The organism is Streptomonospora halophila, from assembly GCF_039542725.1.
Taxonomy (GTDB): domain Bacteria; phylum Actinomycetota; class Actinomycetes; order Streptosporangiales; family Streptosporangiaceae; genus Streptomonospora; species Streptomonospora halophila.
Map to the genome: position 1 here is coordinate 1 of NZ_BAABIK010000051.1, position 24,364 is coordinate 24,364.

General features: G+C 75.5%; 18 protein-coding genes and 1 other RNA gene. 8 read left to right on the plus strand and 11 right to left on the minus strand.

Annotation, left to right across the window (positions count from 1 at the left end; translation table 11 throughout):
- Window positions 1-119 precede the first annotated feature (119 nt).
- Complete coding sequence (locus tag ABEA15_RS24545; protein ID WP_345559377.1) at window positions 120-3,440, minus strand: AfsR/SARP family transcriptional regulator; 3,321 nt, start codon at window positions 3,438-3,440, stop codon at window positions 120-122.
- Window positions 3,441-3,683: 243 nt separating this feature from the next.
- Between ABEA15_RS24545 and ABEA15_RS24550 the strand changes: the two genes are divergently transcribed.
- From ABEA15_RS24550 to ABEA15_RS24560, 3 genes are all read left to right on the plus strand, one after another.
- A complete protein-coding gene (locus tag ABEA15_RS24550) occupies window positions 3,684-4,259 on the plus strand; it encodes a YbhB/YbcL family Raf kinase inhibitor-like protein (RefSeq protein ID WP_344146575.1) in 576 nt (191 codons plus the stop codon).
- 456 nt (window positions 4,260-4,715) lie between these two features.
- Complete coding sequence (locus ABEA15_RS24555; RefSeq protein ID WP_345559379.1) at window positions 4,716-6,974, plus strand: hypothetical protein; 2,259 nt, start codon at window positions 4,716-4,718, stop codon at window positions 6,972-6,974.
- Window positions 6,975-7,384: 410 nt separating this feature from the next.
- Window positions 7,385-9,763: a SulP family inorganic anion transporter gene (locus tag ABEA15_RS24560; RefSeq protein ID WP_345559381.1), complete on the plus strand. Its 2,379-nt coding sequence runs from the start codon at window positions 7,385-7,387 to the stop codon at window positions 9,761-9,763.
- 220 nt (window positions 9,764-9,983) lie between these two features.
- Here ABEA15_RS24560 and ABEA15_RS24565 read toward each other — a convergent pair whose 3' ends face one another.
- The 6 genes from ABEA15_RS24565 to ABEA15_RS24590 form a co-directional block, all read right to left on the minus strand.
- Window positions 9,984-10,112: a hypothetical protein gene (locus ABEA15_RS24565; protein WP_344146566.1), complete on the minus strand. Its 129-nt coding sequence runs from the start codon at window positions 10,110-10,112 to the stop codon at window positions 9,984-9,986.
- Window positions 10,113-10,390: 278 nt separating this feature from the next.
- Window positions 10,391-10,774, minus strand: an RNA gene (gene rnpB, locus ABEA15_RS24570) — RNase P RNA component class A.
- 68 nt (window positions 10,775-10,842) lie between these two features.
- Window positions 10,843-12,012: a bifunctional RNase H/acid phosphatase gene (locus ABEA15_RS24575; RefSeq protein WP_345559383.1), complete on the minus strand. Its 1,170-nt coding sequence runs from the start codon at window positions 12,010-12,012 to the stop codon at window positions 10,843-10,845.
- 77 nt (window positions 12,013-12,089) lie between these two features.
- Entirely contained in the window at window positions 12,090-12,833 is a 744-nt protein-coding gene (locus ABEA15_RS24580) for a zinc ribbon domain-containing protein (RefSeq protein WP_344146560.1), read from the minus strand.
- 82 nt (window positions 12,834-12,915) lie between these two features.
- Window positions 12,916-13,755, minus strand: coding sequence for a Nif3-like dinuclear metal center hexameric protein (locus ABEA15_RS24585; RefSeq protein WP_345559385.1), 840 nt, complete (start codon window positions 13,753-13,755; stop codon window positions 12,916-12,918).
- A 131-nt stretch (window positions 13,756-13,886) separates the two neighbouring features.
- A complete protein-coding gene (locus ABEA15_RS24590) occupies window positions 13,887-14,306 on the minus strand; it encodes a hypothetical protein (protein WP_345559387.1) in 420 nt (139 codons plus the stop codon).
- A 48-nt stretch (window positions 14,307-14,354) separates the two neighbouring features.
- On the opposite strand from ABEA15_RS24590, the gene ABEA15_RS24595 reads away from it, so the two are divergent.
- Window positions 14,355-15,218 (plus strand): deoxyribonuclease IV, encoded by an 864-nt coding sequence (locus tag ABEA15_RS24595; protein ID WP_345559389.1) that lies wholly within the window; start codon window positions 14,355-14,357, stop codon window positions 15,216-15,218.
- Between the two features lie 406 nt (window positions 15,219-15,624).
- Complete coding sequence (locus tag ABEA15_RS24600) at window positions 15,625-16,314, plus strand: SDR family NAD(P)-dependent oxidoreductase (RefSeq protein ID WP_345559391.1); 690 nt, start codon at window positions 15,625-15,627, stop codon at window positions 16,312-16,314.
- A 172-nt stretch (window positions 16,315-16,486) separates the two neighbouring features.
- On the opposite strand, the gene ABEA15_RS24605 is transcribed toward ABEA15_RS24600, so the two are convergent.
- Entirely contained in the window at window positions 16,487-17,101 is a 615-nt protein-coding gene (locus ABEA15_RS24605; protein WP_344146545.1) for a DUF7144 family membrane protein, read from the minus strand.
- Between the two features lie 341 nt (window positions 17,102-17,442).
- Here ABEA15_RS24605 and ABEA15_RS24610 point away from each other — a divergent pair, with 341 nt between their 5' ends.
- Window positions 17,443-17,778: a hypothetical protein gene (locus ABEA15_RS24610; RefSeq protein ID WP_344146543.1), complete on the plus strand. Its 336-nt coding sequence runs from the start codon at window positions 17,443-17,445 to the stop codon at window positions 17,776-17,778.
- Between the two features lie 103 nt (window positions 17,779-17,881).
- Window positions 17,882-18,427, plus strand: a complete 546-nt coding sequence (locus ABEA15_RS24615) for a P-loop nucleotide/nucleoside kinase family protein (RefSeq protein ID WP_344146540.1) — start codon at window positions 17,882-17,884, stop codon at window positions 18,425-18,427.
- Between the two features lie 262 nt (window positions 18,428-18,689).
- Here the strand turns inward: ABEA15_RS24615 and ABEA15_RS24620 are convergent, their stop codons facing one another.
- From ABEA15_RS24620 to ABEA15_RS24630, 3 genes are all read right to left on the minus strand, one after another.
- Window positions 18,690-19,286, minus strand: a complete 597-nt coding sequence (locus ABEA15_RS24620) for a hypothetical protein (RefSeq protein WP_344146676.1) — start codon at window positions 19,284-19,286, stop codon at window positions 18,690-18,692.
- A gap of 61 nt (window positions 19,287-19,347) precedes the next feature.
- On the minus strand, window positions 19,348-20,538 hold the full coding sequence (locus ABEA15_RS24625; protein ID WP_345559393.1) for a VLRF1 family aeRF1-type release factor: 1,191 nt from the start codon (window positions 20,536-20,538) through the stop codon (window positions 19,348-19,350).
- A 142-nt stretch (window positions 20,539-20,680) separates the two neighbouring features.
- Complete coding sequence (locus tag ABEA15_RS24630) at window positions 20,681-21,655, minus strand: pirin family protein (RefSeq protein ID WP_345559395.1); 975 nt, start codon at window positions 21,653-21,655, stop codon at window positions 20,681-20,683.
- Between the two features lie 227 nt (window positions 21,656-21,882).
- Here ABEA15_RS24630 and ABEA15_RS24635 point away from each other — a divergent pair, with 227 nt between their 5' ends.
- Entirely contained in the window at window positions 21,883-24,264 is a 2,382-nt protein-coding gene (locus ABEA15_RS24635) for a Tex family protein (RefSeq protein WP_345559397.1), read from the plus strand.
- Window positions 24,265-24,364: the final 100 nt, after the last annotated feature.

Below are 24,364 nucleotides of genomic sequence, written 5' to 3' on the forward strand. Positions count from 1 at the left end.
CGCACCGCGGCTGCGGCGCCGCCGCGGCCGGCCGGCTGCGGCCGGCACACGCGAGACCGACCGCCGCCCGGACGGTCACCGCACCGTAGGACGGACGGTGCGGCACCGCCGGGCGGCGGTCACTCGGGCGCGGTGCCGGCGGGGCGGCCGCCGCCCCCCTCGCCCAGCCAGCCGTCGATCCACGCGGTCACCGCGGCCGGGTCGGCATCGGTGCCCGATGCGAAGGCGCGCTCGAACCCGGCCTCGCCCAGGCGGCGGCGGGCCTGCGCGCGGACCCGCGCGATCGCGGGGGCGGCCTCGTTGGGCAGACCGCGCACCGACCGGGCCCGGCCGAGTGCGACGGCGGCGCGCTCAGGCCACTCCGCGACCAGCACCTCGGCCAGCTGCTCCAGGATGTCGGCGCAGGGCATCCCGGCCGTGTGGGGGGCGATCGCCTGCCAGGCGGCCGCGGCGTCGGCCAGCGCTGCGGGACGGTCGCCGAGGGCCATCGCCGTGCGGCTGCGCAGCGCCAGCCACGCGGGTTCGACCTGTCCGCGCACGACCGGGTTCATCGCGGCGATCTCACCGGTCAGCGACAGGGCCTTCTCGTAGGCCGCCGCCGGGGCGCCGGCGGCGTGGTCGACTTCGGCCTCGCCCATTCTGCAGAACATCCGGGTGTCGCTCTCGTCGGCCAGCGGGCGGGTCGCGGCGAGCTCGCGGCGCGCGGACTCGATGCGCCCGCGTCCGGCCATGCACAGCGCCTGGCGGATCTTGAACTGGGCGCGCAGCCCTTTCAGGCCGATCTCGGCGGCCAGCTCGTCGCCCTCGGACAGCAGCTCCATCTCGCGGTCGAGGTCGGTGAGGTGGTATAGGCCCGCGGCCACGGTCAGCGCGTGCGCGGTGCCCCACCGGTCGCCGATCGCGCGGAACCTCTCCAGTGCGGTGAGGACCCGGTCGCGGCCCTCGCGGCCGCGGCCGTCGTGCAGGCACAGCAGGCCGCCGAACAGCTGTGCGCCGGTGCGCATCCACGGGTCGGGGTGGTCGGCGGCGGTGGCGCTCAGGCGGGCGATGCGCTCCTCGCGGTCGTAGCCGAGCATGCCCAGCAGCATCAGCACCAGCAGCAGCCCGGGGTGGTTCTCGGGAGGGTCGCCCAGCTCGACCAGGATCTGCTCGGCGCGCAGCAGCCCCTTGGTAGAGGTCTCGGGCCCGGCGAAGTCGGCGCCCAGCGAGTGGATCGCCAGGCAGTGGGCGTAGGCGACGGTGCGCCCCTCGGGCGGGTGCTCGCCGGTGGCCCGCAGCAGCTCGCCGCACCAGCGCACCAGGTCGCTCCAGGCGTTGCCCATCTGCCAGTACCAGCAGGAGGCGAGCAGCAGGTCGAGGGCGCGGGAGAGGTCGCCGACGTCGATCGCCCAGCGCAGCGCGGCGGTGAGGTTGTCGTGCTCCACACGCAGCTGGGCCAGCCAGAGCAGCTGCTCGGTGCGGCGCAGATAGGGGTCGGCGCGGGCCCACAGGGCGAGTGTGTAGTCGGCGTGGGCGCGCCGGACCGCGGGTTCCTCGCCGCTTTCGGCGAGGCGCTGGGCACCGTAGGCGCGCACGGTCTCCAGCATCCGGTAGCGGGGCTGGCCCTCGCCGCCCTCGCCGACTTCGGCGGTGACCAGGGACTTGTCGACCAGGGCGAACAGCACCGACCACACGTCGCGGTCGTCGCCGAGGCCGTGGGAGCACACGTGCTCGACGGCTTCGAGTGAGGCGCCGCCGGCGAAGACCGACAGGCGCCGCAGCAGGGTGCGCTCGGCGCCGTCGAGCAGCTCCCAGCTCCAGTCGACGACGGCCTGCAGGGTCTGGTGCTGCGGCAGCGCGAAGCGGTTGCCGTTGGTGAGCAGCCGGAACCGGTCGGACAGCCTGGCCGCCAGGTGGGCCGGCGGCATCGCGCGCAGCCGGGCCGCGGCCAGCTCCAGCGCCAGCGGCATGCCGTCGAGTTCGCGGCAGATGCGCACGACGTGCTCGGCGTTGCCGGCGTCCACGGCGAAGGCGGGGTCGGCCGCGCGGGCGCGTTCGGCGAACAGCCGCACCGAGGCGTAGTCGCCGGCGTCGGCGGCCGGGGTGGTCTCGGGAGGGAGGGCGAGGGAGGGCACGGCCAGCAGCCGCTCCCCCGCGATCCCCAGGGGTTCGCGGCTGGTGGCGAGCAGGCGCAGCCGGGCGCACCGGGCGAGCAGGTGTTCGGCGGCCTCCGCGGTCTCGGCGACCAGGTGCTCGCAGTTGTCCAGGATGAGCAGGAGCTCGCGCTCGTCGACGAAGTCGACCACGCGGTCGAGGAGGTCCCCGGTGCCGGTGGGCGCGCCCGAGAGCGACACGGCCGAGTTCTCGTACAGCCCGAGGGCGCTCACCAGGGCGTGGGGGATGTCGGCGCCGTCGCGCAGGGGCGCGAGCTCGACGAACCACACACCGCCCGCGGGCGAGTCGGGGCGCTCCTCGACGAAGCGGGAGCCGGCCTCGATGGACAGCCGGGTCTTGCCGGCCCCGCCGGGGCCGATGAGGGTCACCAGGCGTTCGCCGGCGAGCAGCGCGCCGACCTGGTCGACCTCGTCCTCGCGGGCGACGAAGCTGGTCAGGGTGTGCGGGAGCCGCTTGACCGGGCGCGGGGCGGGCGGCGGGGACTGCTCGCGGGAGGCCGGCGGGGGCTCGGGCCGCTCGGCGCGCGCCGGCGCGGAGTCGCCTGCGTTGAGCTCGCCGCGCAGCAGCCGGACCTGCAGCCGCTGCATGTGCGGCGACGGGTCGATGCCCAGGTCCTCGGCGAGCGCGTGGCGCAGCCGGTCGTAGGCCGCCAGCGCGTCGGCCTGGCGGCCCGCGGCCGACAGGGCGCGGACGAGCAGTTCGACGGGGCGCTCGTCGTGGGGCTCGCGCGCGGCCAGCTCCTCGATGTCGGGCAGCGCGTCGTCGTGGCGGCCGATCTCCAGCAGCAGGGTCAGGCGCTCCAGCGAAACGCTGCGGTGCGACTCGGCCAGGCGCACGGCGATGTCGTCGGCACCCCCGGCCCCGGACAAATCCGACAGCGCCGGCCCCCGCCACAGCGCCAGCGCCTCGCCCAGCAGCGCTTCGGCGCCCTGCGGGTCGCCTTCGGCGCGGGCGGCGCGGCCGCGCCGGGCCAGCTCGTCGAAGCGGTGCAGGTCGACGCAGGCGGGGTCGACGTCGAGCCGGTAACCCGCGGGGTCGCCGCGCAGCGGCGCCGTGTCGCCCAGCGCGCGGCGCAGCCGGGAGGCCAGCGCCTGCAGCGCGTTGCCCGAGTTCTCGGGCGCGGGTTCGTCGCCCCACACGCCGCGGACCAGGCGCTCGCTGCCCACGGTGCGGCCGGGTGTGAGCAGCAGCAGCACGAGCAGGCGGCGCAGGCGCGCGCCGCCGATGGGCAGTGCCGCGCCGTCAGCGCTGTACACCGCGAGTGGACCGAGGATGCAGAACCGCACGGCTCCATGATTGCCGATTCCCGCAGCAGGACTTCAACAGGTTTACCGATTCTGTGGAATCCGCGCGTTCGCCGTCGGAGGATCCGGCCGCGGCGGCCCGCCGCGGCCGGGCGAACCCATCGCCGCTCAGTCCGCAGTATGGTTCGGGTATGCCGTGCCGTGCGGCCGCAGCCCGACTCCGCCCCGTCGGCAGCGGCGCCCGGCACCGGGAGAGTCCCGTCGGAAGAGTTTCGCAGGAGCCCCATGTTCTCGGTCGACCGCCGCTCATCACGCCAGCGCCGCGCCGGGGCGCGGCTCGCCGCCGCCGGCGGTGCCGTGCTGGCCGCGACCGCGGGGTGCGGGAGCCTGGCCTCGGACACCGAGACGGAGCTCGACGACAACATCAACCTGACGAGCACGATGATGCAGGCCGGCGAGCCCATGCCCCGCCTCTACACGTGCCGGGGCGAGGGCGTCTCGCCGGCGCTCCAGTGGTCGGGGCTGCCCGACGAGAACACCACCGAGTCCCTGGCGCTGGTCGTGGACGCCCCCGAGGAGGCCACCGTCTTCTGGGTGCTCTACGGCCTCGACCCGCAGACCGCCGAGCTGCGCCAGAACACGGTCCCGCACCCGGGCGAGCAGGGCCGCAACAGCGAGGGCGAGACCGCCTACGACCCGCCGTGCTACTCCGAGGACGGCGCCGACGAGGTCCGCTTCACGCTCTACGCCCTCGACAGCGAGCTGGACCTGGCCGACGACGCGTCACTGGAGGAGGCGCTGGGCGCGATCGCCGAACGCGCGGTGTCGCGCGGTTCCCTCACCGTTTCAAACGGCCAGTGAACGCCGACACCGCGCCCCTCCCGTGCGCGCGGCCCGGAGACCGGCGCTGCATCCTGCGTGCGCACCGCGTGTACGCGACGGCAACGTCCGTCGCCCTCTGCACTCATGCCGCATCTATGCATAAAGTGGGACCGTGCCCCCCGTTGATTACCTCATGACCGAATCGTGCAACCGGCGCTGCCGAGGCCTGCGCACGGGCGCGGCGACCGCGCCGGGCCGCGTTCGCGGCTTCGGCGCCGCCGGACATCCCGCGGTCCGCGCCGCGCGTCCCACGGCAACGGGGGTCCCCCGACGGACCGCGGTCCACCCGCACCGCCGACGCCCGCGAGGCGCAGGCGCGGCGGCGGTGCACCGAGCGCCCTCTCCGCGCGCTTCCACACCGGCCGACCCGGTCGCCCCCGCCGGTGGCAGCCATGACGTCTACCAGGCCGCGGGCCCTAGGGTGGTGCATTCACCGTGACCATTGCGCTAATCGCGATCATCGCCGTCATCGTGGTCCTCATCGTCCTGATGCTGATCCTGCTGGGCATGCGGGCGCTCAACGTCAGCAACGCCGACGACGGCTATGACGACTACGACGAGCCCGAGTACGACGACGGCTACGCGGAAGGCGACGACCGCGAGGAGCCGGAGGACGACCCCGCGCCGCGGGGCCGCGCTCGCGGGCGCGGGCGCTCCCGCGAGCGCCGGCCGCGGCCCGAGCCGGAACCGGCGCGTTCCCGCTCGCGCCGCGGCCGCTCCTCGGCCCGCGACGACGACGGCGACGACTTCGCCGACAACGACTTCTGGTCCAGCCTCTCCGGCGACGACCCCGACTTCGCCGACGAGGAGCGGCCCTTCTCCGGCTCCGGCTCCGGTCGCCGCGACACCCGGGCGGAGTCCACCGAGGCGATGGCGGCGGTCGTCGAGGACGACGAGCCCCCCGCGCCGACGCGCTCCGCCGACACCGGGCCCGGCCGCGGGCCGGCGGTCGAGGGCGCCGCCCGCGACCGGCGCGGCCGCGAAGCCCCCCAGGCGCTGCCTCCGGCAGGGCAGGAGCCCGCGGGCGACGACTCCGGCCTGCGCATGCTGGCGAGCCTGGGCCAGGGGTCGGCTTCCGGTGAGGAGCCCGGGCGCGATGCCGCCCGGGAGCGCCCCGCCGCGCCGGCTCAGGAACGCCCGAGCGCCCCCGCGGCACAGGCCCCCGAGCGCCCGGCCGCGGCGGCGGGCGAGCTCGGGCCGGCGGGCGGGCGGAGCCGTCCTGAGGCCCGCGACCCCCTCGACGACCCGCTGGGCGGTCCCGCGCCGTCCTCACCCGCCCGGCCGTGGGCCCAGGGGGGCTCGTCCGACCCGCTGGCGGGGCACCCGCCGCCGCCGGGCGGCGCCGACCAGTCCCGCCCTTCGTCCCGCGACACCGGGTCCTTCGCGCACGACCCGCTCAGCGGCCCCTCACCGCTGAGCCGCGGCGCTTCGGCACCCGCTCCGGGCGCCCCGCCCACCTACGACTCCGGGCCCCTCACCCGCGGCGGCCCGGGCTACGAGGGCTCCTCCCCCGCTCCCTCCTCCTACGACAGCGGCTCCTACGACACGGGCTCGCTCAACCGGCCCACCTACGACTCCGGCCCGCTGAGCCGCTCCTCCTACGACACCGGCGCCCACGGCCGCCCCGACCTCGGCGGCCCCGCACAAGGCTCCTCGGCCTACGACACGGGCTCGCTCAACCGGCCCACCTACGACTCGGGCCCCCTGAGCCGCTCCTCCTACGACACCGGTACGCACAGCCGCCCGGGCTACGATGCGCCCGCGGGCTCCTCGGCCTACGACACCGGCTCCTACAACCGGGCCTCCTACGACCCGGGGCCCGCGTCGCCCTACGACACGGGGTCCTACAGCCGCCCTTCGCGCAGCTCCTACGACACCGGCGGGCGCGGCGGCCCGGGCGGCGGCGACCCCCTCACCGACCCCGCGTTCACCCCCTCCCCCGGTCCGGCGGGCCCCGAGTCCGGATCGCCGATCTGGTCGAGCCTGGACACCGGCTCGCACCAGCGGCCCGCCGCGCCCCCGAACCCGCCCACACCGTCGGGCGGATTCGAGGCGGCGCCGCCGGCGTACGGGACCGGGTCGTTCGCACGCGAGCACTACGACAGCGGGCCCTATGACAACAGCGGGCCCTACGACAGCGGCGGCTACGGCGCTCCGCCCCACCCCGGCCGCCAGGCCGGCCCTCCGCCGGGCGGCCCCCCGCCGGGCGGGCCGGCGCCGAACGGGCCGGAGCCCGGCTACGGCTACGGCGGCCGGCAGCAGGGGCCCTGGGACCAGCAGTCGTGGGGCGGCGCCACGGGCGAGCAGCCGGGCATGCACCCGCGGCCGGGCTACGAGGCCCAGGCCTACGGCCCCGGTGGCCCGCACGTTCCCGAGGGCTACGACAGCGGGCCCTACGGCGCACCGCCGCCGGCCCCCGGACCGGCACCGGCGAACGGCTATCCCGGCATAGGCGCCTCCCAGCAAGCGCCGGGAAGCCCGCAGCCCTACCCCGGGTACGCCGACGTGCTCGGCGACTACCCGCCGGCGGACCAGTACGGCGGCTACCCGCCGGCCGGCCCGTCCCGATACGACCCCGCACCGGGCGAATGGCCGCCCTACCCGGGCCGCCCGGAACAGCAGGACCCGGACAACCCGCCTCCGCCGCCGTACGGCCAGGGCGGGTACGGCGGCTACGGCTACGGGAACCGCTAAGGCGCGCGACGGGTCCCTCCCTAGCGGGCGGCGCGCTCAGGCGTGCCCCCGCGCCCCGGGCGCGAAGCTCCGCATTCCGGCGCGGGGCGCCGCGCAGGAGGACAGGCGACCCGGCGAACACACCCCGGACGCGGCGGCGGGCCCTCCGGGGCGCCGCACGAAGGAGGGCGGGGCGCGCGGCGCGCGCCCCGCCCTCCGCTGTCCCCGGCGGCCCGGGGGGCCGCGCCGCCGCCCGCACGGCCGGAGCGACAACGGTTATCGACATCATGGTGAATCCGGCCCGGACGACACTCCCGCATGGCTACAGTAAGTGACGGCCGAAGTTCGTTGGGTCATGGGCTGCCGTGCCCGGCCCGCCGCGAGGCCGCTGTCCCAGAGCGCCATTTCGTTCGCACCCACCGGGGGTAGTCATGCGTCCAGACGCCCAGGGAACACCGACCCCGCCCCGGGAGAAGGCGCAGAGCCCGCTCTCCCGCGTCCGCTCTCTTCCGTTACTCGGCAACGTCCCCGGCGACGTCGCCGCCTCGCTCGTCGTCTTCCTCGTCGCGGTGCCGCTGTCGCTGGGCATCGCCGTGGCCTCCGGGGCTCCGCTGATCGCCGGGATCATCGCCGCCGTTGTCGGCGGCATCGTGGCCGCGCTGGCCGGAGGTTCGGCGGTGCAGGTCAGCGGGCCCGCCGCCGGACTCACCATCATCGTCGCCGACCTGGTCACCGCTTACGGCTGGCGGGTCACCTGCCTGATCACGCTGCTGGCCGGCCTGGTGCAGATCGCCCTGGGCGCCTGCCGCATCGCGCGTGCGGCGCTGGCGATCTCGCCGGCGGTCATCCACGGCATGCTGGCCGGCGTCGGCGTCACGATCGCCCTCGCCCAGCTGCACGTCCTGCTCGGCGGCGACCCGCAAAGCTCGGCCACCGCCAACATCGCCGAGCTTCCCCGCCAGCTCGCCGACAACCACACGCCGGCCGTCGTCGTCGGCATGGTGACCATCGCCGTGCTGCTGGTGTGGCCGCGCCTGCCCGGGCTGCGCCGCCTGAGCCGACTGCCCGGCGCGCTGGTCGCCGTGGTCGCGGCCACGGCCCTCGCCACGGCGGCCGGCTGGCCGGTCGAGCGCGTATCCCTGCCCGACTCCCCCGCCGCCGCCTGGACCGGCCCCGTCCTCCCCGATCCGGGCGACCTGCGGGGCGTGGCCATCGGAGTGGCGGCCGTCGCCCTGGTCGCCAGCGTGGAGTCCCTGCTGTGCGCTATCGCCGCCGACCGCCTGCACGACGGCCCGCGCGCCAATCTCAACCGCGAACTCCTCGGCCAGGGCGCCGCCAACACCGCCAGCGGGGCCCTGGGCGGCCTGCCCATCGCCGGTGTCATCGTGCGCAGCACGACCAACGCCCGCGCGGGCGCGCGCACGCCGCTGGCGGCCATGCTGCACGGCGTGTGGATCCTGGCGTTCATCGGCCTGTTCGCGCACGCCGTCGAGTTGATCCCGCTGGCGGCGCTGGCCGGGCTGCTGGTGGTGATCGGCCTGCAGATGGTCAACCTCGCCCATCTGCGCGATCTGCGCCGCCACCGCGAGGCCAGTATCTACGTCGCGGCGCTGCTGGCCGTCGTGCTCTTCGGACTGCTGGAGGGCGTCCTCATCGGATTCGCGCTGTCGGTGCTGGTATCGCTGCGCCGGCTGACCCGCGTGAGCGTGCTCACCGAGGAGCGCGAGGGACGCCGGCACATCGTCGTCCAGGGCTCGCTGACGTTTCTGGGCGTCCCCCGGGTCGCCCACGTGCTGCGGACCGTGCCCAGCGGAGCCCACGTCGACCTGGACCTGCACGTGGACTTCATGGACCACGCCGCGTTCGAGTCGATCCACGCCTGGCGCCTGGACCACGAGCGCACCGGCGGCAGCGTCGACATCGACGAGGTGCACGAGAACTGGTATGAGCGCCGGTCCCGACAGGCCCCGCCCGCCGGCAAGACCTCGCCCGGAGGCCTCGCCCGGTCGTGGGCGCCCTGGGGCATGCGCGGCGGCTTCGACCCCGCCGCCCCGCCCTCGGGCCTGCTGCTCAGCGGGGCGCGGGAGTACCACGCCAGCACGGCCGGGCGGATGCGGTCGCTGATGAGCCGGCTGGCGCAGCGCCAGCGCCCCAAGGCGCTGTTCATCACCTGCGCCGACTCCCGGGTGGTGCCCAACCTGATCACCGCAAGCGGTCCCGGCGACCTGTTCACGTTGCGCAACATCGGCAACCTGGTGCCCCGGCGCGGCAGCGGGAGCGGCGACGACTCGGTGGGCGCGGCGGTCGAGTACGCCGTCACGGTGCTGGAGGTGCCCTCGGTGGTGGTGTGCGGCCACTCCAACTGCGGCGCGATGAAGGCGCTGCTGGAAGGACCGGGCGAGCCCGACGCCGAGCTGGGCCAGCTGCGGCGGTGGCTGGCCCACGGCGGCGAGAGCCTGGAGCGCGCCGGCGCCTTGCGGCTGCGGGACGCGCCGACACCCGAGGCGATGCGCAGGCTCTCCCAGGCCAACGTGGTGCAGCAGCTGGAGAACCTGCTCACCTACCCGGCGGTGCGCCGCCGGTTCGAGCGGGGCGACTTGGAGCTGTCGGGGATGTACTACGACCTGGAGTCGGCCCGGGTGCACGTGCTCGGCGCCGACGGGTCCTTCGCCGCGGTGTCGGCCGAGGCCGGGGCCGCCGAACGGGTGGGCGCGGACGCGTCCGCGCCCGGCTCCGGGAGCGCCGCCGGGCCGGCCGAGGCGGCGCCCGGCCCCGACGGCGCCGGGGCATCCCCGTCGACCACGCCGTAGACCGGGCTCCCGCGGGGCGCGCCTTCCTGCCGCGGGCGGGGCGCGCGCCCCGCGGGGCCGTGGGCCGCGACCGGCGAAGCGCCCCGCGCGGGTGCCGAGCGCCCGCCAGGCGGGCGGGACCGATCGGGCAGGGCGGCCGAGCACCTTTCCGCCGCGGTGCCCGAGGCGGGAAGCGGCGCTTCACGCACCGGGCGCGATGCGCGCGCGTGCGCAGCCACCCTCAGTCTTCTTCGGTGTAGTCGTCGCGCACGTCTTTTCGCACCTCGGAGGAGTGGTAAAGGGCGAACAGGACGATGACGACGATCGCGATGATCGGCAGGGCGAACAGGATCACCCAGATCGTGGACAAGGCAGCTCTCACCGAAACCCGGCTCGCAAACGGCGCGGGCGCGCATCCGCGCCCGCGGTGGGCCCCGCGCGGCACCTCGCGGAGACCGACTGGACCCTCACCAATCTATCCCGCCGCACGCCTGGTCGGTGCACGCATCCCCGTATGGGCGGGACTTTCGGCTCCCGGCCGCGCACTCGGCACCTGCGCCGGCGGCGCCGCGCCCCCGGCAGCGCTCGCCGCACGCGGAGCGACCGCTGCCGGCACACGCACCCGACAGCGGGCCCACCGCAGAGAAGGGGGAGAGCCGGCCGGTAAGCCGGATTCTGTCGGTCCTTGCGGACCGGGCGGCCATCCGTCTGGGACTGCCGTTGCCGGCAGCCTCGGTGCGGTCTACCCGCGGACATCGGGCGGGCAGCCCTCGAACGTCCGCGCAGGGGACCGCGGTCCCCCTTTTTGACCTTGCTCCGGGTGGGGTTTACCGAGCCGACCGGATCGCTCCGGCCGCTGGTGGTCTCTTACACCACCGTTTCACCCTTACCACCGCGCACAGCGGTGGCGGTCTGTTTTCTGTGGCACTTTCCCGCGGGTCGCCCCGGGTCGGTGTTACCGACCACCCTGCCCTGTGGAGTCCGGACTTTCCTCGACACCCCTTCGGGTGCCGCGGCCGCCTGGCCGACTCTCCCCTCACCGCGATGATATCGCGCCGCGCGCCTGCTCGGCGCGCGTGCGGGAGCCGAGCACGCCCGGCTCAGGCGCTGCCGGGGCCGAGGTGTCCGGTGTCGTTGAGGGAGCGCACCAGCGTCGGCCCGTCGCTGAAGCAGTCGATGCGCGACAGGCAGCCCACGTCCAGGTGCATGCGGAACAGCGCCTCCGGCGGTGCCAGCAGGGCCTGCTGTAGCAGCACCTTGATCGGCGTGACGTGGCTGACCACCAGCACCGTGCGGCCCGTGTGGCGCGCCAGCAGCTTTTCGCGCGCCTCGGCCACGCGCTCGGCCACCGCCGCGAAGCTCTCGCCGCCCTCGGGTGCCGCGGCGGTGTCGGCCAGCCAGCGCCGCAGTTCGTCGGGGCGGCTGCGCTGCACCTCGCCGAAGGTCATCCCCTCCCAGGCCCCGAAGTCGGTCTCCCGCAGGCCCTCGTCCACCTCGACCGGCAGCGCCAGCTCGGCCGCCACCGGCTGGGCGGTGTCGCGGGCGCGGCGCAGCGGCGAGGAGACGACCACGTCGATTCCGGATCCGGCGAGGTGCCGGGCTGCGGCGCGGGCCTGGGCGTGCCCGGTCTCGGTCAGGCCGATGTCGCCGACGCCGGCGAATCGCTGCTCCGTCGACATCGGGGTCTCGCCGTGGCGCAGCAGCACCAGCCGTGTGGGCTCGGTGTCGGGCGCCGCCCAGCCGGTGGCGGCGGGCTGCGGCGCCCGGGTTCCGGCGCCGCCCGCGGGTTCGGCCGGCGGCTCGGCGGCGGAGTCCGCCGCGCCGCCGGATGCGGCTGCCAGCCGCACGGGCCGTCCCTCGGCGGCGGCGTTCATCGCCTCGTTGGCCAGCGCGTCGGCGTGGGCGTTGTCGGCCCGCGGCACCCACACGTAGGAGACCGCGGCGAACCCGGCGGCCTTGGCGCGGGCCTCCTCGGCGAGCGGCCGCAGTGCGGCGTGCTTGATCCGCCAGCGGCCCGACATCTGCTCGACCACCAGCTTGGAGTCCATGCGCGCCTCGACCGCGGCGGCGGGGTCGAGGCCCTGGGCCGCCGCGAGCCCGGCGATCAGGCCGCGGTACTCGGCGACGTTGTTGGTAGCCCTTCCGACGGCCTCGGCGACCTCCGCCAGCAGCTCGCCGGTGTCCGCGTCGCGCACCAGAGCACCGAACCCGGCCGGGCCGGGGTTGCCGCGGGATCCGCCGTCGGCCTCGATCACCAGTCGCCTGCTCATCACTCGCTCCTTGTACCTGTGCCGGGCCCGCCCGGCCCGCGCATCCGCCGGTGCCCCGCGACAGTCGTCCGAGCGGCCTACAGTCCCGAGTCGCCGGTACGCACCAGGATGCGCCGGCACTGGTCGCAGCGCAGCACCTCGTCCGCGGGAGCCTGGCGGATCCCGGAGAGCTCGGCGGTGCTCAGCGCGAGCTTGCAGCCCTCGCAGCGGCCGTAGCGCAGCGCCGCCGCGCCCACGCCCTCGTGCTGGTCGCGCAGCTTGGTGTAGAAGGCGGCGAGGTCCTCGGGGACCTCTGCGGCGACGCGCTCGCGGCGGGCGGACTCGGCGGCGCGGTCGGCCTCGATCTCGGCCCTGGCGGTGCCGCGCCGCTCGTCGGCGGCGTCGCGCTCGGTCTCGGCGGCCTCCAGCTCCTTGCGCAGCTCGGCCTCCTCTCTCTCCAGGCCCTCGCGGCGCTCCATCACCTCCAGCACGATCTCCTCCAGCTCGGTCTGGCGGCGCTGCAGGGACGCGATCTCGGACTGCAGGTGCTCCAGGTCCTTGGGCGAGGAGACCTGGCCGGCGTCGAGGCGCTTGGAGTCGCGTTCGGAGCGCGTGCGCACCTGGTCGACGTCGGACTCGGCCTTGCGCTGCTCGCGGTCGAGGTCGGACAGCGCCGTGGTCAGCACCGTCCGCCGGTCGCGGAGCTCGCTGATGCGGCTGTCGAGGCGCTCGACCTCCTCGTTCTCGGGCAGGTTGCGCAGGCGGTGGGCGAGCTGGGCGAGTCGGCTGTCGATCTCCTGGAGATCGAGTAGGCGCAGCTGGTGGGCCGGTTCTGCTTTCACTTGTGTTCAAGGCTCCTTTGCCGACGTCGGAAGCGGTCGCGGCGCAGCGCGGGCCGTCGGCCGCGGCCAGGGGTCGATCGGCTCACAGCGCCAGGGACCAGGCGTCGGTGACGATCTCGGATACGCGGAACTCCACGTTAGCCCGTCGGGGCCCGAGCGCGCTCGCGAGCCGGGCGGCGCCCTCGGCGAGCCAGGGCCACTCGCCGGCCCAGTGCGCTGTGTCGATGAGGGCGGGGCCGCCGTGTTCGGCGAACTCCGAGGCAGGATGGTGGCGCAGGTCGGAGGTCAGGTAGACGTCCACGCCGGCGGCGCGGGCGCGGTCGAGCAGGGAGTCGCCCGCCCCGCCGGAGACCGCGATGCGCTGGACCGGGCGGTCGGGGTCGCCGCTGACGCGGATCCCTCCGGCGGTGCGGGGCAGCCCGGCGGCGGCCTGCGCCGCGAATTCGCGCAGCGGCAGGGGCTCGGGCAGCGACCCGATGCGTCCGATGCCTCGGCCGCCGGCGGGGTCGGCGAGATCGGGGTCCAGGGGCGCGAGCGGGCCGGGCAGGCCCACGGCCGCCGCCAGTGCGTCGGAGACGCCGGGATCGGCGGTGTCGGCGTTGGTGTGCGCGGTGTAGAGGGCGGTTCCCGCCGAGATCAGCCGGTGCACGAGTCGTCCCTTGGGCGTGGTGGCGGCCACGCCGGTCACCCCGCGCAGCAGCAGCGGGTGGTGGGTGACGAGGAGGTCGGCTCCCCATTCGCGGGCCTCGTCGACGACCTCGGCGACGGGGTCGACGGCGAAGAGCACGCGGCGCACCGGCTGGGCGGGGTCGCCGCACACCAGCCCCACGGCGTCCCAGGGCGCCGCCCACGCGGGGTCGTAGACGCTTTCGAAGGCGCGGGTCACCTCGTGCAGGGTCGGGTCGGCAGGCGATTCGCTCACGCACCGCACCTTAGCGCCCCGGCCGGCCGGTCGGACCGGTGTCCGCCCCGGCCGCACGCGTCGCGCGAGGCGGCGGTCGGCCGCCCGGGAGTCGGCGCCGGTGACGCGCCGCGCCGGGCACCGGCGCGTGCTCAGGCCCGGGCGGCGGGGATTCGCGGTGCGGTCCAGCCCGCCGCGTACACGCCGACCGCACCGGAGACCGCGCCCAGCACCAGCCAGACCGCGGCCAGGCCGGGCAGCGCCTGACCGCCCGGGCCGGCGAGCGCCAGCAGCAGGTAGCAGACCAGGCCGAACAGTGTCGCCGAACCCGCCCGCGGTACTCTGACCAGGCGCAGCAGCCACCAGCACACCAGCGGCGTGGCCGCCAGCCGAGCCGCGAGGGCCGCCAGGCCGAGGCCGATGTTGGCGCCCACGACCTGGTCGGCGGTGAGCGAACCGGCCAGCGCCGCCGCACCGTGGACCGCCAACCCGACGGCCGCGGTTCCGGCGGCGCCCACAGCGGCGCCGAGGGCGATGCGGCGCCAGTCGGGCGCGAGGCGACTCGGGGTCATGGCCTCCATGATGCCCGGTGCCGTGACGCTCTAAGCTGGGTGCCAACCATGACTGAACTCGCCGCATCGCCCATCGGGGCGCACGTACCGGTCGCCGGGGGAATGGCCACCCGTGGTCTCGCCTATGCCGCCGACATCGCCGCCGAAACCGTCCAGGTCTTCGTCTCCAACCCGCGCGGCTGGGCCACGACGCCCGGCAGCCCCGACGAGGACGCCGAGCTGCGCGAACGCTCCGACCTTCCGGTGTTCGTGCACGCCAACTACCTGATCAACCTGGGTTCGCCCGACGAGACCATCGCGGAGCGGTCCGCGACCGCCCTGCGCCACGCGCTGCAGCGCGGCGCCGAGATCGGCGCGCGCGGCGTGGTCGTGCACACGGGGTCGGCGGTGCGCGGCGGCCGCGACGAAGGGCTGGCCCGGATGCGCGCGCTGCTGCTGCCGGTCCTGGAGGAACTGGCCGAGCAGGTTCCGCCCGTCCTGCTGGAGCCGATGGCCGGGCAGGGACAGGTGCTCTGCGCGACAGTGGACGACCTGGGGGACTACCTCGCCGCGCTGGACTGGCACCCGCGCGCCGGGGTCTGCCTGGACACCGCGCACGTCTTCGCGGCGGGCCACGACGTCTCCACTCCGGAGGGGATGTCCGCGATGCTGGACCGGTTCGGCGAGGTCGCGGGGGCCGAGCGGCTGCGGCTCGTGCACGCCAACGACTCCAAGGAGGCGTGCGGCAGCAACAAGGACCGCCACGAGAACATCGGCGCGGGCCACATCGGCTCCGCGCCCTTCGGCACGCTGTTCGAGCACCCGGTGAGCGCCGGTGTGCCGGTCGTCTGCGAGACGCCGGGCCCGGTCGCACCGCACGCGGCCGACGTGGCGACGCTGAAGGACCTGCGCGGCGGCCCCGCCGTCGACTGACCCCCTCCGCCGCGCCTTCAACACCCGCCGCAGGCGCCCGAGCGCCCGGCGGGTGCGCGACGAGAACCCGCCGCCCGCGCGCCGCGGCCGCGCTCGCGCGGCGGTGCGGGTCGGGGCGGTGCGGGTCGGGGCGGCGGGTGGTGCGCCGGCGGGGTGGGTGGCGATTTCGGACGGCCGCTATCCGTGCGTGTATTGCCGACCCAGGGTTGCGCCCGGCCGCGCGGTGCGAGGATGGCAGGGCAGTTCCCCCTACCGGAGTGCGCACCGTGACATCTCCCCCGTCGGGGCGGAGGGAGCGGAGGGACGCGGTCCCCGCCGACCGGGTCGCCCTCCTGCCGGCCGACCGCCGCCCCCGCCTCCCTGCCGCATGCTCGACGCCGCGTCCCCTCCCCCTGGAGGCCTTCCGATGACCACCACCCTCATCACCGGAGCGAACAGGGGCCTGGGCTTCGAGGCGGCGCGCCGCCTGACCGGGGCCGGCCACACCGTCTACATCGGGGCGCGCGACCCCGAGCGCGGCCGGGCGGCGGCCGCGCGGCTGGGCGCTCGATTCGTCCGGCTCGACGTCACCGACGACGGCTCCGTCCAGGCGGCCGCCGCGTCCCTCCGCGCCTCCGGCGGCCTGGACGTCCTGGTCAACAACGCCGGAACCGCCGGGGCGCGCAGACCGGTCGGCGAGACCACCGCCGACGACCTGGCCGGTACCTTCGAGACCAACGTGTTCGGCGTCGTCCGCGTCACGCACGCCTTCCTGCCGCTGCTGAAGGAGAGCGCCGCCCCGGTGGTCGTCAACGTCGGCAGCGCCCTGGGGTCGCGGGCGGCCTGCGCCGACCGGTCGCGGCCGGAGTTCGACGTGGCCTACCTGGACTACAGCGCGTCCAAGTCCGCGCTGGTCATGCTCACCTCGCAGTACGCCAAGGCCTTCCCCGCCATCCGGTTCAACGCCGTGGACCCCGGTTACACCGCCACCGACCTCACCGGCCACCAGGGCGCTCCGGTCCAGGAGGGCGCGGAGGTCATCGTGCGCATGGCCGCCGTCGGCGCCGACGGACCCACCGGCGGCTGGTTCGACAACGCCGGCCCCGCCGCCTGGTAGCCGGCGCCTCGTCGCCGCTGCGGGAGCGCGAGCACCCGCACCGCCCTCGAACGCACGCGAGCGGGCCGCCCGGCGGTGCGCCGCCGTCCGGATGCCGGGACGGACTGGGCTCGGCCGGGCGGCCCGCTCCGGCGGGTGGTCGCGCGCTCGCGCGCGACCACCCGCCCCGCGGTCAGCTCATCGGCTGCTCGTGCTTGCCGGGACGCGTACCCGGCGGGCGTTCCGCGGTACCGTGCCGCGCCTCCTGGGTGCTGGCGCCGCCGTAGGGGCGCTCACCCGTTCCCGCTTCGCCGGACGCCGCGTCCGCGTCCGCATCGGTGCCCTGCCCGCCGCCGACCGCCTGCTGAGTGCCCGCGGGCGCCCTCTCGGCGTCGGCGCGGCCGGCCGCATAGGCGTCCTCGTCCGCCGTCACCCGGTCGGGCCAGCCGGCGGTGACCGCGTAGATGACCAGCACGTCGACGGCGATGGCCACCAGCGACCACACCGGGTAGGACCCGATGAACGCCAACTGGGCGAACGCGTTCACCGCCGCGACGACGACGGTGAAGACCCGGGCCCAGGTTTGGCCGGAGAGCAGGGCGAGGCCCGCGAGTACCAGGACGACGCCCCAGACGCCCAGCACAAGCCCCCAGATCGCGAAGTCCCAGACGAGCATCTCGTCCTCGGCCGCGACGAAGTAGGCGGGCATGAGCATCGCGACCAGGCCCTGCACGATGTTCACTGCGCCGACGACGAACAGCAGGGTGGCTGCGAAGACTCCCCAGCCGTTCGCGCGCGATCGCTTCATGTCGTGCTCCTCCCCCGGGACGGGGCGCGCGAGTGTGGCCGCGCGCGCCGCCCGTCCGCCTAGTCAGACATGACCTGGCCTCACCATGCCCGACGCGTACAGGGCGGCTCCATACCCGGCTCACCATGTGCGGGTAAAACAGCACAAAAAACGGATTCCCGGCCTTGTCCTGCGGGTGGGTCAGGCGAGAGGGAACGGGTCGGCGGAGTACCGGCTTCGTGGCGTGGCGCGCGGCCGGATGCGGACGCACAATGGATCTTAGAACGCGGGTCCCGAGGGATTGAACGCCCGCGTCCTCGGCCACAATGGAGCGTGTAGGACCTCGGAGGGCGGTGCACAGCATGGAGCCGGTGAGCCTTGTAGTGGGAGCGGCCATCGCTCTCGGCGGGGTGATGATCGGCCGCATGATGCCGCGCCGGCCCCCCTATCCCGCTCCGCCTCCGCAGGTGCCCGCGGTCTCGGCGAAGCCCGCCACGCCCCAGCCCATCTGCGGCTGCGGCCACCACCTGGTCTTCCACGACCAGGAGACCAAGATGTGCCAGGCCCAGGTCGTCATACCCGGCCGCTGGGTGGGCCAGAGCGGCGGAACGTACCGCCCGTGCAAGTGCCAGGGCTACCGCGGGCCGGTCCCGGTGGACGAGTACTACGCCCCCGACATCATCGGCGGCGACTCCTGAGCGGCGCGGCCGCCGGCGGCCGCCGGCGGGGCGCTGCGCGCCTCCCCGCGGCGCGGGGGCGGCCGTGAGCGCCGGCGGCGTGCCGCGAGGGACCGTGTGGGTCGTGGCGGGCGCTCCGGGCGCGGGCAAGTCGACGGTGGCCGAGCTGCTGCTGCGCCGGCTGGAGCCCGTGCCGGCCTTACTCGATAAGGACACGCTGTTCAGCGGGTTCGTCGCCGAGGTGCTCGCCGCGCACGGCCGGTCCTACGGCGAGCGCGAGGGCGCGTGGTACGACGAGCACGTCAAGGCGCACGAGTACGGCGGGATGACCGCGGCGGCCGCGCAGATCCGCGCGTCGGGGTGCCCGGTGATGCCCGTGGCGCCCTTCACCGGGCAGATCCGCGACCCCGGCCGATGGCGGGCGTGGGTCGGCGAGCTCGGCGGCGATCCGGTGCGCCTGGTGTGGGTGGCCAGCGACGGGGCGACCCTGCGCGCCCGCATCGGCGGCCGGGGGCGCTCCCGCGACACGGGCAAGATCGACGGGTTCGACGCGTTCGTCGCCCGGGTGCGGCCGGACGAGCCGCCGCCCGTCGAGCACATCGCGATCGACAACCGGCTGGGCGCCGCACCGCTGTCCGACCAGGTCGCGGCACTCGCGGGGGCCGTCTGACCTTTGCGGACGCCCGCGGAGGGTACGGGACCGGTATGGACATCGGAACCGTCGAACTCGTCATCATGGCGGTGCTGATCATCGGCATTCCGGCCATCTTCGTGACGGTCGCTGCGCTTATGCGGCACCGGTACCTGCGCTCGCGGCGCTGAGGGGCGCCGCTTCCCGTATCCGCCTCCGCCGGCGGCACGCTCCGCATGCGGCGCCGTCCGGTGCCCGGCCCGATCCCGCCCCGGGCTCCGGAACGCGCGCCGCCCCGGTGTCAGCCGCCCGCCTCCTCCTGCGCCCGGCCCGGCTCGGCGTGCGCGGGCACGACGCGCTGCAGCAGCCCCCAGGTGAACTCGGCGACGTGGCGCCCGCTGCGCCCCGAAGCGTCGGGGGCGGTGAAGGCCAGGCGCCAGCGCGAGGGGGCGGTGCCCTCCATCGGCACCGCCGGCGCGAACGCGCGCGCCACGTCGTCGACGACGCACGACCAGGGGTCGAGTTCGCCGACGTGGCGGGGCCGGGGCGCGGTCGCGCCCTCGGCGCGCACCAGCCACTCGTGCAGCACGGGCCCGCCCTCCAGCGTCACGACCTCGTAGCGCAGGTCCGGCCACAGCGGCACCGGCCAGCGGTGCACCTCGCAGTCCAGGTCGCCCACCGGGCGCCGCGCGGTCGTCTCGGCGGGGCCCAGCAGCAGCCGGTAGCGGCGCAGGCCCGAGGGCGCGCGGGCCGAGCGCAGCATCGCCTGCCAGCGCCGGTTCGCCTCGCGCATCTCGGCGCGGGTGGCGCCGAGCTCCCGGCGGGCGTCGTCGACCAACTGGGGCCGGTAGTCGGCCATACGCCGCAGCAGCACCAGCTGGAACCCGCGCGGACCCATCGACTCCACCGCTCGCCCCCTTCGGCGGGCACGCCTCCGGCGGCGCCGCGGCGGCCGGCGCCTACCAGCGCAGCAGCGCGGCCACGCCGTCCTCCTCGGCCAGCACGCCGGCGGCCTCAGGCGGCAGCATGGTGACGGCGGCGCCGGAGGTGTAGCCCATCTCGATCATGCGCTCGCCCAGGTCGGACTCCTCGGCCATGGCGGCGTCGGACTCCCCGGGCGGCCGTTCACCGTGAGGGTAGTACCGCCCGTCGGAGGTGCGCTGGCCGCGCAGCTCGCGGGTGCCGTCCAGGACGAGGTGGGCGACCCGGTTCTCGCGGAACGCGCCGAGTGTGTCGCTGATCCCGGTCGTGCCCGGCCCGCCCGAGCGCGCGGCGTCGCGTGCCTGCTCGGCGAGGACGCGGCAGCGGCGCCGGCGGTCCTCCTCCAGTTCGGGCCGCACCAGTGCGGCGATCTCGTTGGTCGACAGCGACTCCACGACCCGGTCCAGCAGGACGACGTCGCGGCGGGCGGGCGAGGTGGACAGGCCCTTGCGGACGACGTCGATCAGCCGGCGGTCGCCGGTGGCGGCGACGGACTGCCAGCCGTGCTCGTCGGCGATCGCGGAGAGGCGCGGGCGCACCGAGGCCAGGTAGCGCTGGAGGTTGTCCTCGACGCGGCGGTCGAACCGGTCGAGCTGGTTGGCGCCCCGGGAGGGGCTGCCGGACTGGGCGAGCGAGGCCGGCCCGCGCATGGAGCGCCAGTCGTCGGTGTCGAGGTCGAAGGCCAGCCGGGTGACCTCCCGGGCGACGCCGAACCGCAGGTCGATCACGCGCACCCCTTCGTGGGACACGGCCAGCACGCCGGCGGGCGCGCCGAGGGTGAGGGCGCCGGCCAGCGGCCGCAGGTAGGGGCGGCGCTCCAGCACCGCGCAGTCGTCCAGCGGCATCTGCACGTTAAGCGTGTGCACCTCGTCGCGGCTGACGGGGGCGAAGAGGGCCCGGCCCACCCCCGACTCGCCGGCGTCGAGCACGGACTCGATCTCGGGCTGCAGCCGGTCGAGCCGATCCAGAACCGCCGCGCGGCGCTCCCTGTCGCCGTCGTCGGCCGCTCCGCTGCGCAGCGCGCCGATGGCGTTGCCCACCGCCAGGCGCCAGGCCGGAGAAGCCGACTTGTCGCGCGGGTCGGCGGTGGCGTACACGGTCAGCACGCCCATCTCGTCGTTCATGGCGGCCAGGTCGCGAACCGACGTCGGATCAATGATCACGGTCATCCCGCCCATCGTCGATGCGCCTTCCGGTCCAACGGAGGCGTCTACTGTCCTCTTTAACAGGAGATCAGGGCGGGGTTCAACGGTCGGTCCCCGGCTGGTCACCGCGGGCTCAAGATGCGGGGAGCAGGGCGGCGGCCCGGTGTCAGAGCACGCCGTGGCCGGGGCGGGGCTCGGCGGGGATGCCGCCGAACCGTCCGGACCGGAAGTCCTCGACGGCCTGCAGCAGCTCGTGGCGGGTGTTCATGACGAACGGGCCGTAGGCCGCGACGGGCTCGCGGATCGGCTGCCCGCCCAGGATGAGCACGTCCAGCTGCGGGGAGCGGCTCTCCTGGCGCTCGTCGGCGCGCACGGTGACCGCGTCGCCCGGCCCGAAGACCGCGAGCCGGCCCGTCTCGATCGGGTGGCGGTCGGAGCCGGCGCCGCCGGAGCCCGCGAGCGTGTAGACGAGTGCGTTGAAGTCGGGCCGCCAGGGAAGGCGCAGCTGCGCGCCCGGAGCCAGGGTCGCGTGCACGAGCGAGATGGGCGTGTGCGTGGCGCCCGGTCCGCTGTGGCCGGCGACGTCGCCGGCGATGACCCGCAGCAGCGCCCCGCCGTCGGAGGAACTGAGCAGCGTGACCTCGCCCCGGCCGATGTCCTGGTAGCGGGGGTCGGTCATCTTGAGCCGGGAGGGCAGGTTCACCCACAGCTGGAGCCCGTGGAAGAGCCCGCCGCTCACGACGACCTCCTCGGGCGGGGCCTCGATGTGCAGGATGCCGCCGCCGGCGGTCATCCACTGGGTGTCGCCGTCGGTGATGGACCCGCCGCCGCCGTGGGAGTCGCTGTGGTCGAGCACCCCGTCGATCATGTAGGTGACCGTCTCGAAGCCGCGGTGCGGGTGCCAGGGGGTGCCCTTGGGCTCGCCCGGGGCGTACTCGACCTCGCCCATCTGGTCCAGGTGGATGAAGGGGTCGAGCGCGCGCATGTCCACGCCCGCGAACGCGCGCCGGACCGGGAAGCCCTCGCCTTCATAGCCGGTGGGAGCGGTGGTCACCGAGGTGACGGCGCGTTCGGCGGCGGTGGCCGCCGGTTCGGCCGCGCGCGGCAGCACCAGGATGTCGTCGACCGTCACAGCGGGCATGCGGGGCCTCCCAAGCTCCGGGCGCTCGGCACCTTGCCGACCGCACTCAACACGAACAATCCATGCGTTTGCATCATTCCACGCACGCTCCCGCGGCCGCACCCGCCTTCCCGCCGACGCCCTGGGCGACCGCAGCGCCCCGGGCTCCGTCCCTTCGGCGTGACAACCGCCCTCACGGCCAGGACAATGCAGCGGGTGAACAAGACCGAGAAGGTGGACCAGCCAACGTGACGATCAGTATCGACCAGCGCATCGCCGAGGAGATCGGCGTCAGCCAGCACCAGGTGACCGCGGCCGTCGGGCTGCTCGACGACGGGGCCACCGTCCCCTTCGTCGCCCGCTACCGCAAGGAGGCGACCGACGGGCTCGACGACACCCAGCTGCGCCACCTCGAGGAGCGCCTGCGCTACCTGCGGGAGCTGGAGGAGCGCCGCGCCGTCGTCCTGGACTCCATCCGCTCCCAGGGCAAGCTCGACGAGGAGCTGGAGGCGCGCATCAACGCCGCCGACTCCAAGGCGCGGCTGGAGGACATCTACCTCCCCTACAAGCCCAAGCGCCGCACCAAGGCCCAGATCGCCCGCGAGGCCGGCCTGGAGCCGCTGGCCGAGCTGCTGCTGGGCGAGCCCGACCGGGACCCGCAGGCCGCGGCCGCCGGCTACGCCGACCCGGACGCGGGCGTCGCCGACGCCGCCGCGGCGCTGGAGGGCGCCCGCGCGATCCTGGTGGAGCGCTTCACCGAGGACGCCGACCTGGTCGGCGAGCTGCGCGAGCGGCTGTGGTCGCGCGGCCGCCTGGTCGCCGCCGTCCGCGAGGGCCGCGAACAGGACGGGGCCAAGTTCTCCGACTACTTCGACTACTCCGAGGCGCTGACCGACCTGCCCTCCCACCGCGTGCTGGCGATGTTCCGCGGCGAGAAGGAAGAGGTGCTCTCACTCACCCTGCAGCCCGAGGACGACGAGCACTCCGCCGCCGCCCCCGCGGCCCCCGGCCCCTACGAGCGCGCGATCGCGGCGCGCTTCGGCATCGCCGACCGCGGCCGCCCGGCCGACCGGTGGCTGGCCGAGACCGTGCGCTGGGCCTGGCGCACGCGGGTGTTCGTGCGCCTGGACATCGACCTGCGCATGCGGCTGTGGCAGCAGGCCGAGGACGCCGCCGTGGGGGTGTTCGCCGCCAACCTGCGCGACCTGCTGCTGGCCGCGCCCGCCGGCACCCGCCCCACGCTCGGCCTGGACCCGGGCCTGCGCACCGGTGTCAAGGTCGCCGTGGTCGACGCCACCGGCAAGGTGGTGGCCACCGACACCGTCTACCCGCACGCGCCCCAGCGGCGCTGGGACGAGGCGCTGGCCGCGCTCGGCCGCCTGGTCCGCGAGCACGGCGTCGAGCTGGTCGCGATCGGCAACGGCACCGCCTCCCGCGAGACCGACAAGCTGGCCGGCGAGCTGGTGAAGCTGATCGGCGCGGGCAGGCTCACCAAGGTCATGGTCTCCGAGGCCGGCGCGTCGGTCTACTCCGCCTCCGCCTACGCCTCGCGGGAGCTGCCGGAGCTGGACGTGTCGCTGCGCGGCGCCGTGTCCATCGCCCGGCGGCTGCAGGACCCGCTGGCCGAGCTGGTCAAGATCGACCCCAAGTCCATCGGCGTGGGCCAGTACCAGCACGACCTCTCGGAGACGAAGCTCTCGCGCATGCTCGACACGGTCGTGGAGGACTGCGTGAACGGCGTCGGGGTCGACGCCAACACCGCCTCGGTCCCGCTGCTTTCGCGGGTGTCGGGCATCAGCTCGACCGTCGCGCAGAACATCGTCGACCACCGCGACGCCAACGGGCCGTTCGCCGCGCGCTCGGCGCTGAGCCGGGTGCCGCGGCTGGGCCCCAAGGCCTTCGAGCAGGCCGCCGGGTTCCTGCGGATCCGCGGCGGCGACCCGCTGGACGCCTCCAGCGTGCACCCGGAGTCCTACCCGGTGGTGCACCGCATCGTGGCCGCCACCGGCGGCGACGTCTCCTCGCTGATCGGCGACACCGCGAGGCTGCGCTCGCTGCGGCCCGCGGACTTCGCCGACGACGGGTTCGGGCTGCCCACGGTCACCGACATCATCGCCGAACTGGAGAAGCCCGGGCGCGACCCGCGGCCGGAGTTCGCCACCGCCTCGTTCAAGGAGGGTGTCGAGACGCTGGCCGACCTGCAGCGCGGCATGGTCCTGGAGGGCGTGATCACCAACGTGGCCGCCTTCGGCGCCTTCGTGGACGTGGGCGTGCACCAGGACGGCCTGGTCCACGTGTCCGCGATGTCCAAGAGCTTCGTCAGCGACCCCCGCGACGTCGCCAAGCCCGGCGACGTCGTACGGGTGAAGGTGATGGACGTCGACACCGACCGCAAGCGGATATCACTGAGCATGCGGCTGGAGGACGACCCCGAGAGCGGCGAGCGCGGCGCACCCGGCGGCGGCAACGGCGGTGCCCGCGGCGGCGGGGGAGGCGGCCGCAAGGACGGCTCCCGCAACCGCAGGGGCGGCGGCCGCCGCGAGGACTGCGGCGGCGCGTCCGGCGGCCGCGCCTACGGCGCCATGGCCGAGGCGCTGCGGAAGGCCGGACTGGACAAGGGGATCGGCTAGGGGGCGCGCCCGACCCCTGCGCGGGGGCGGGCGGCGCCGCCCGCCCCCGCGCGGCGGCGCCGCCGGCCTCCCCTCCCCGGCCCGGGTCCGCTCAGGGCCG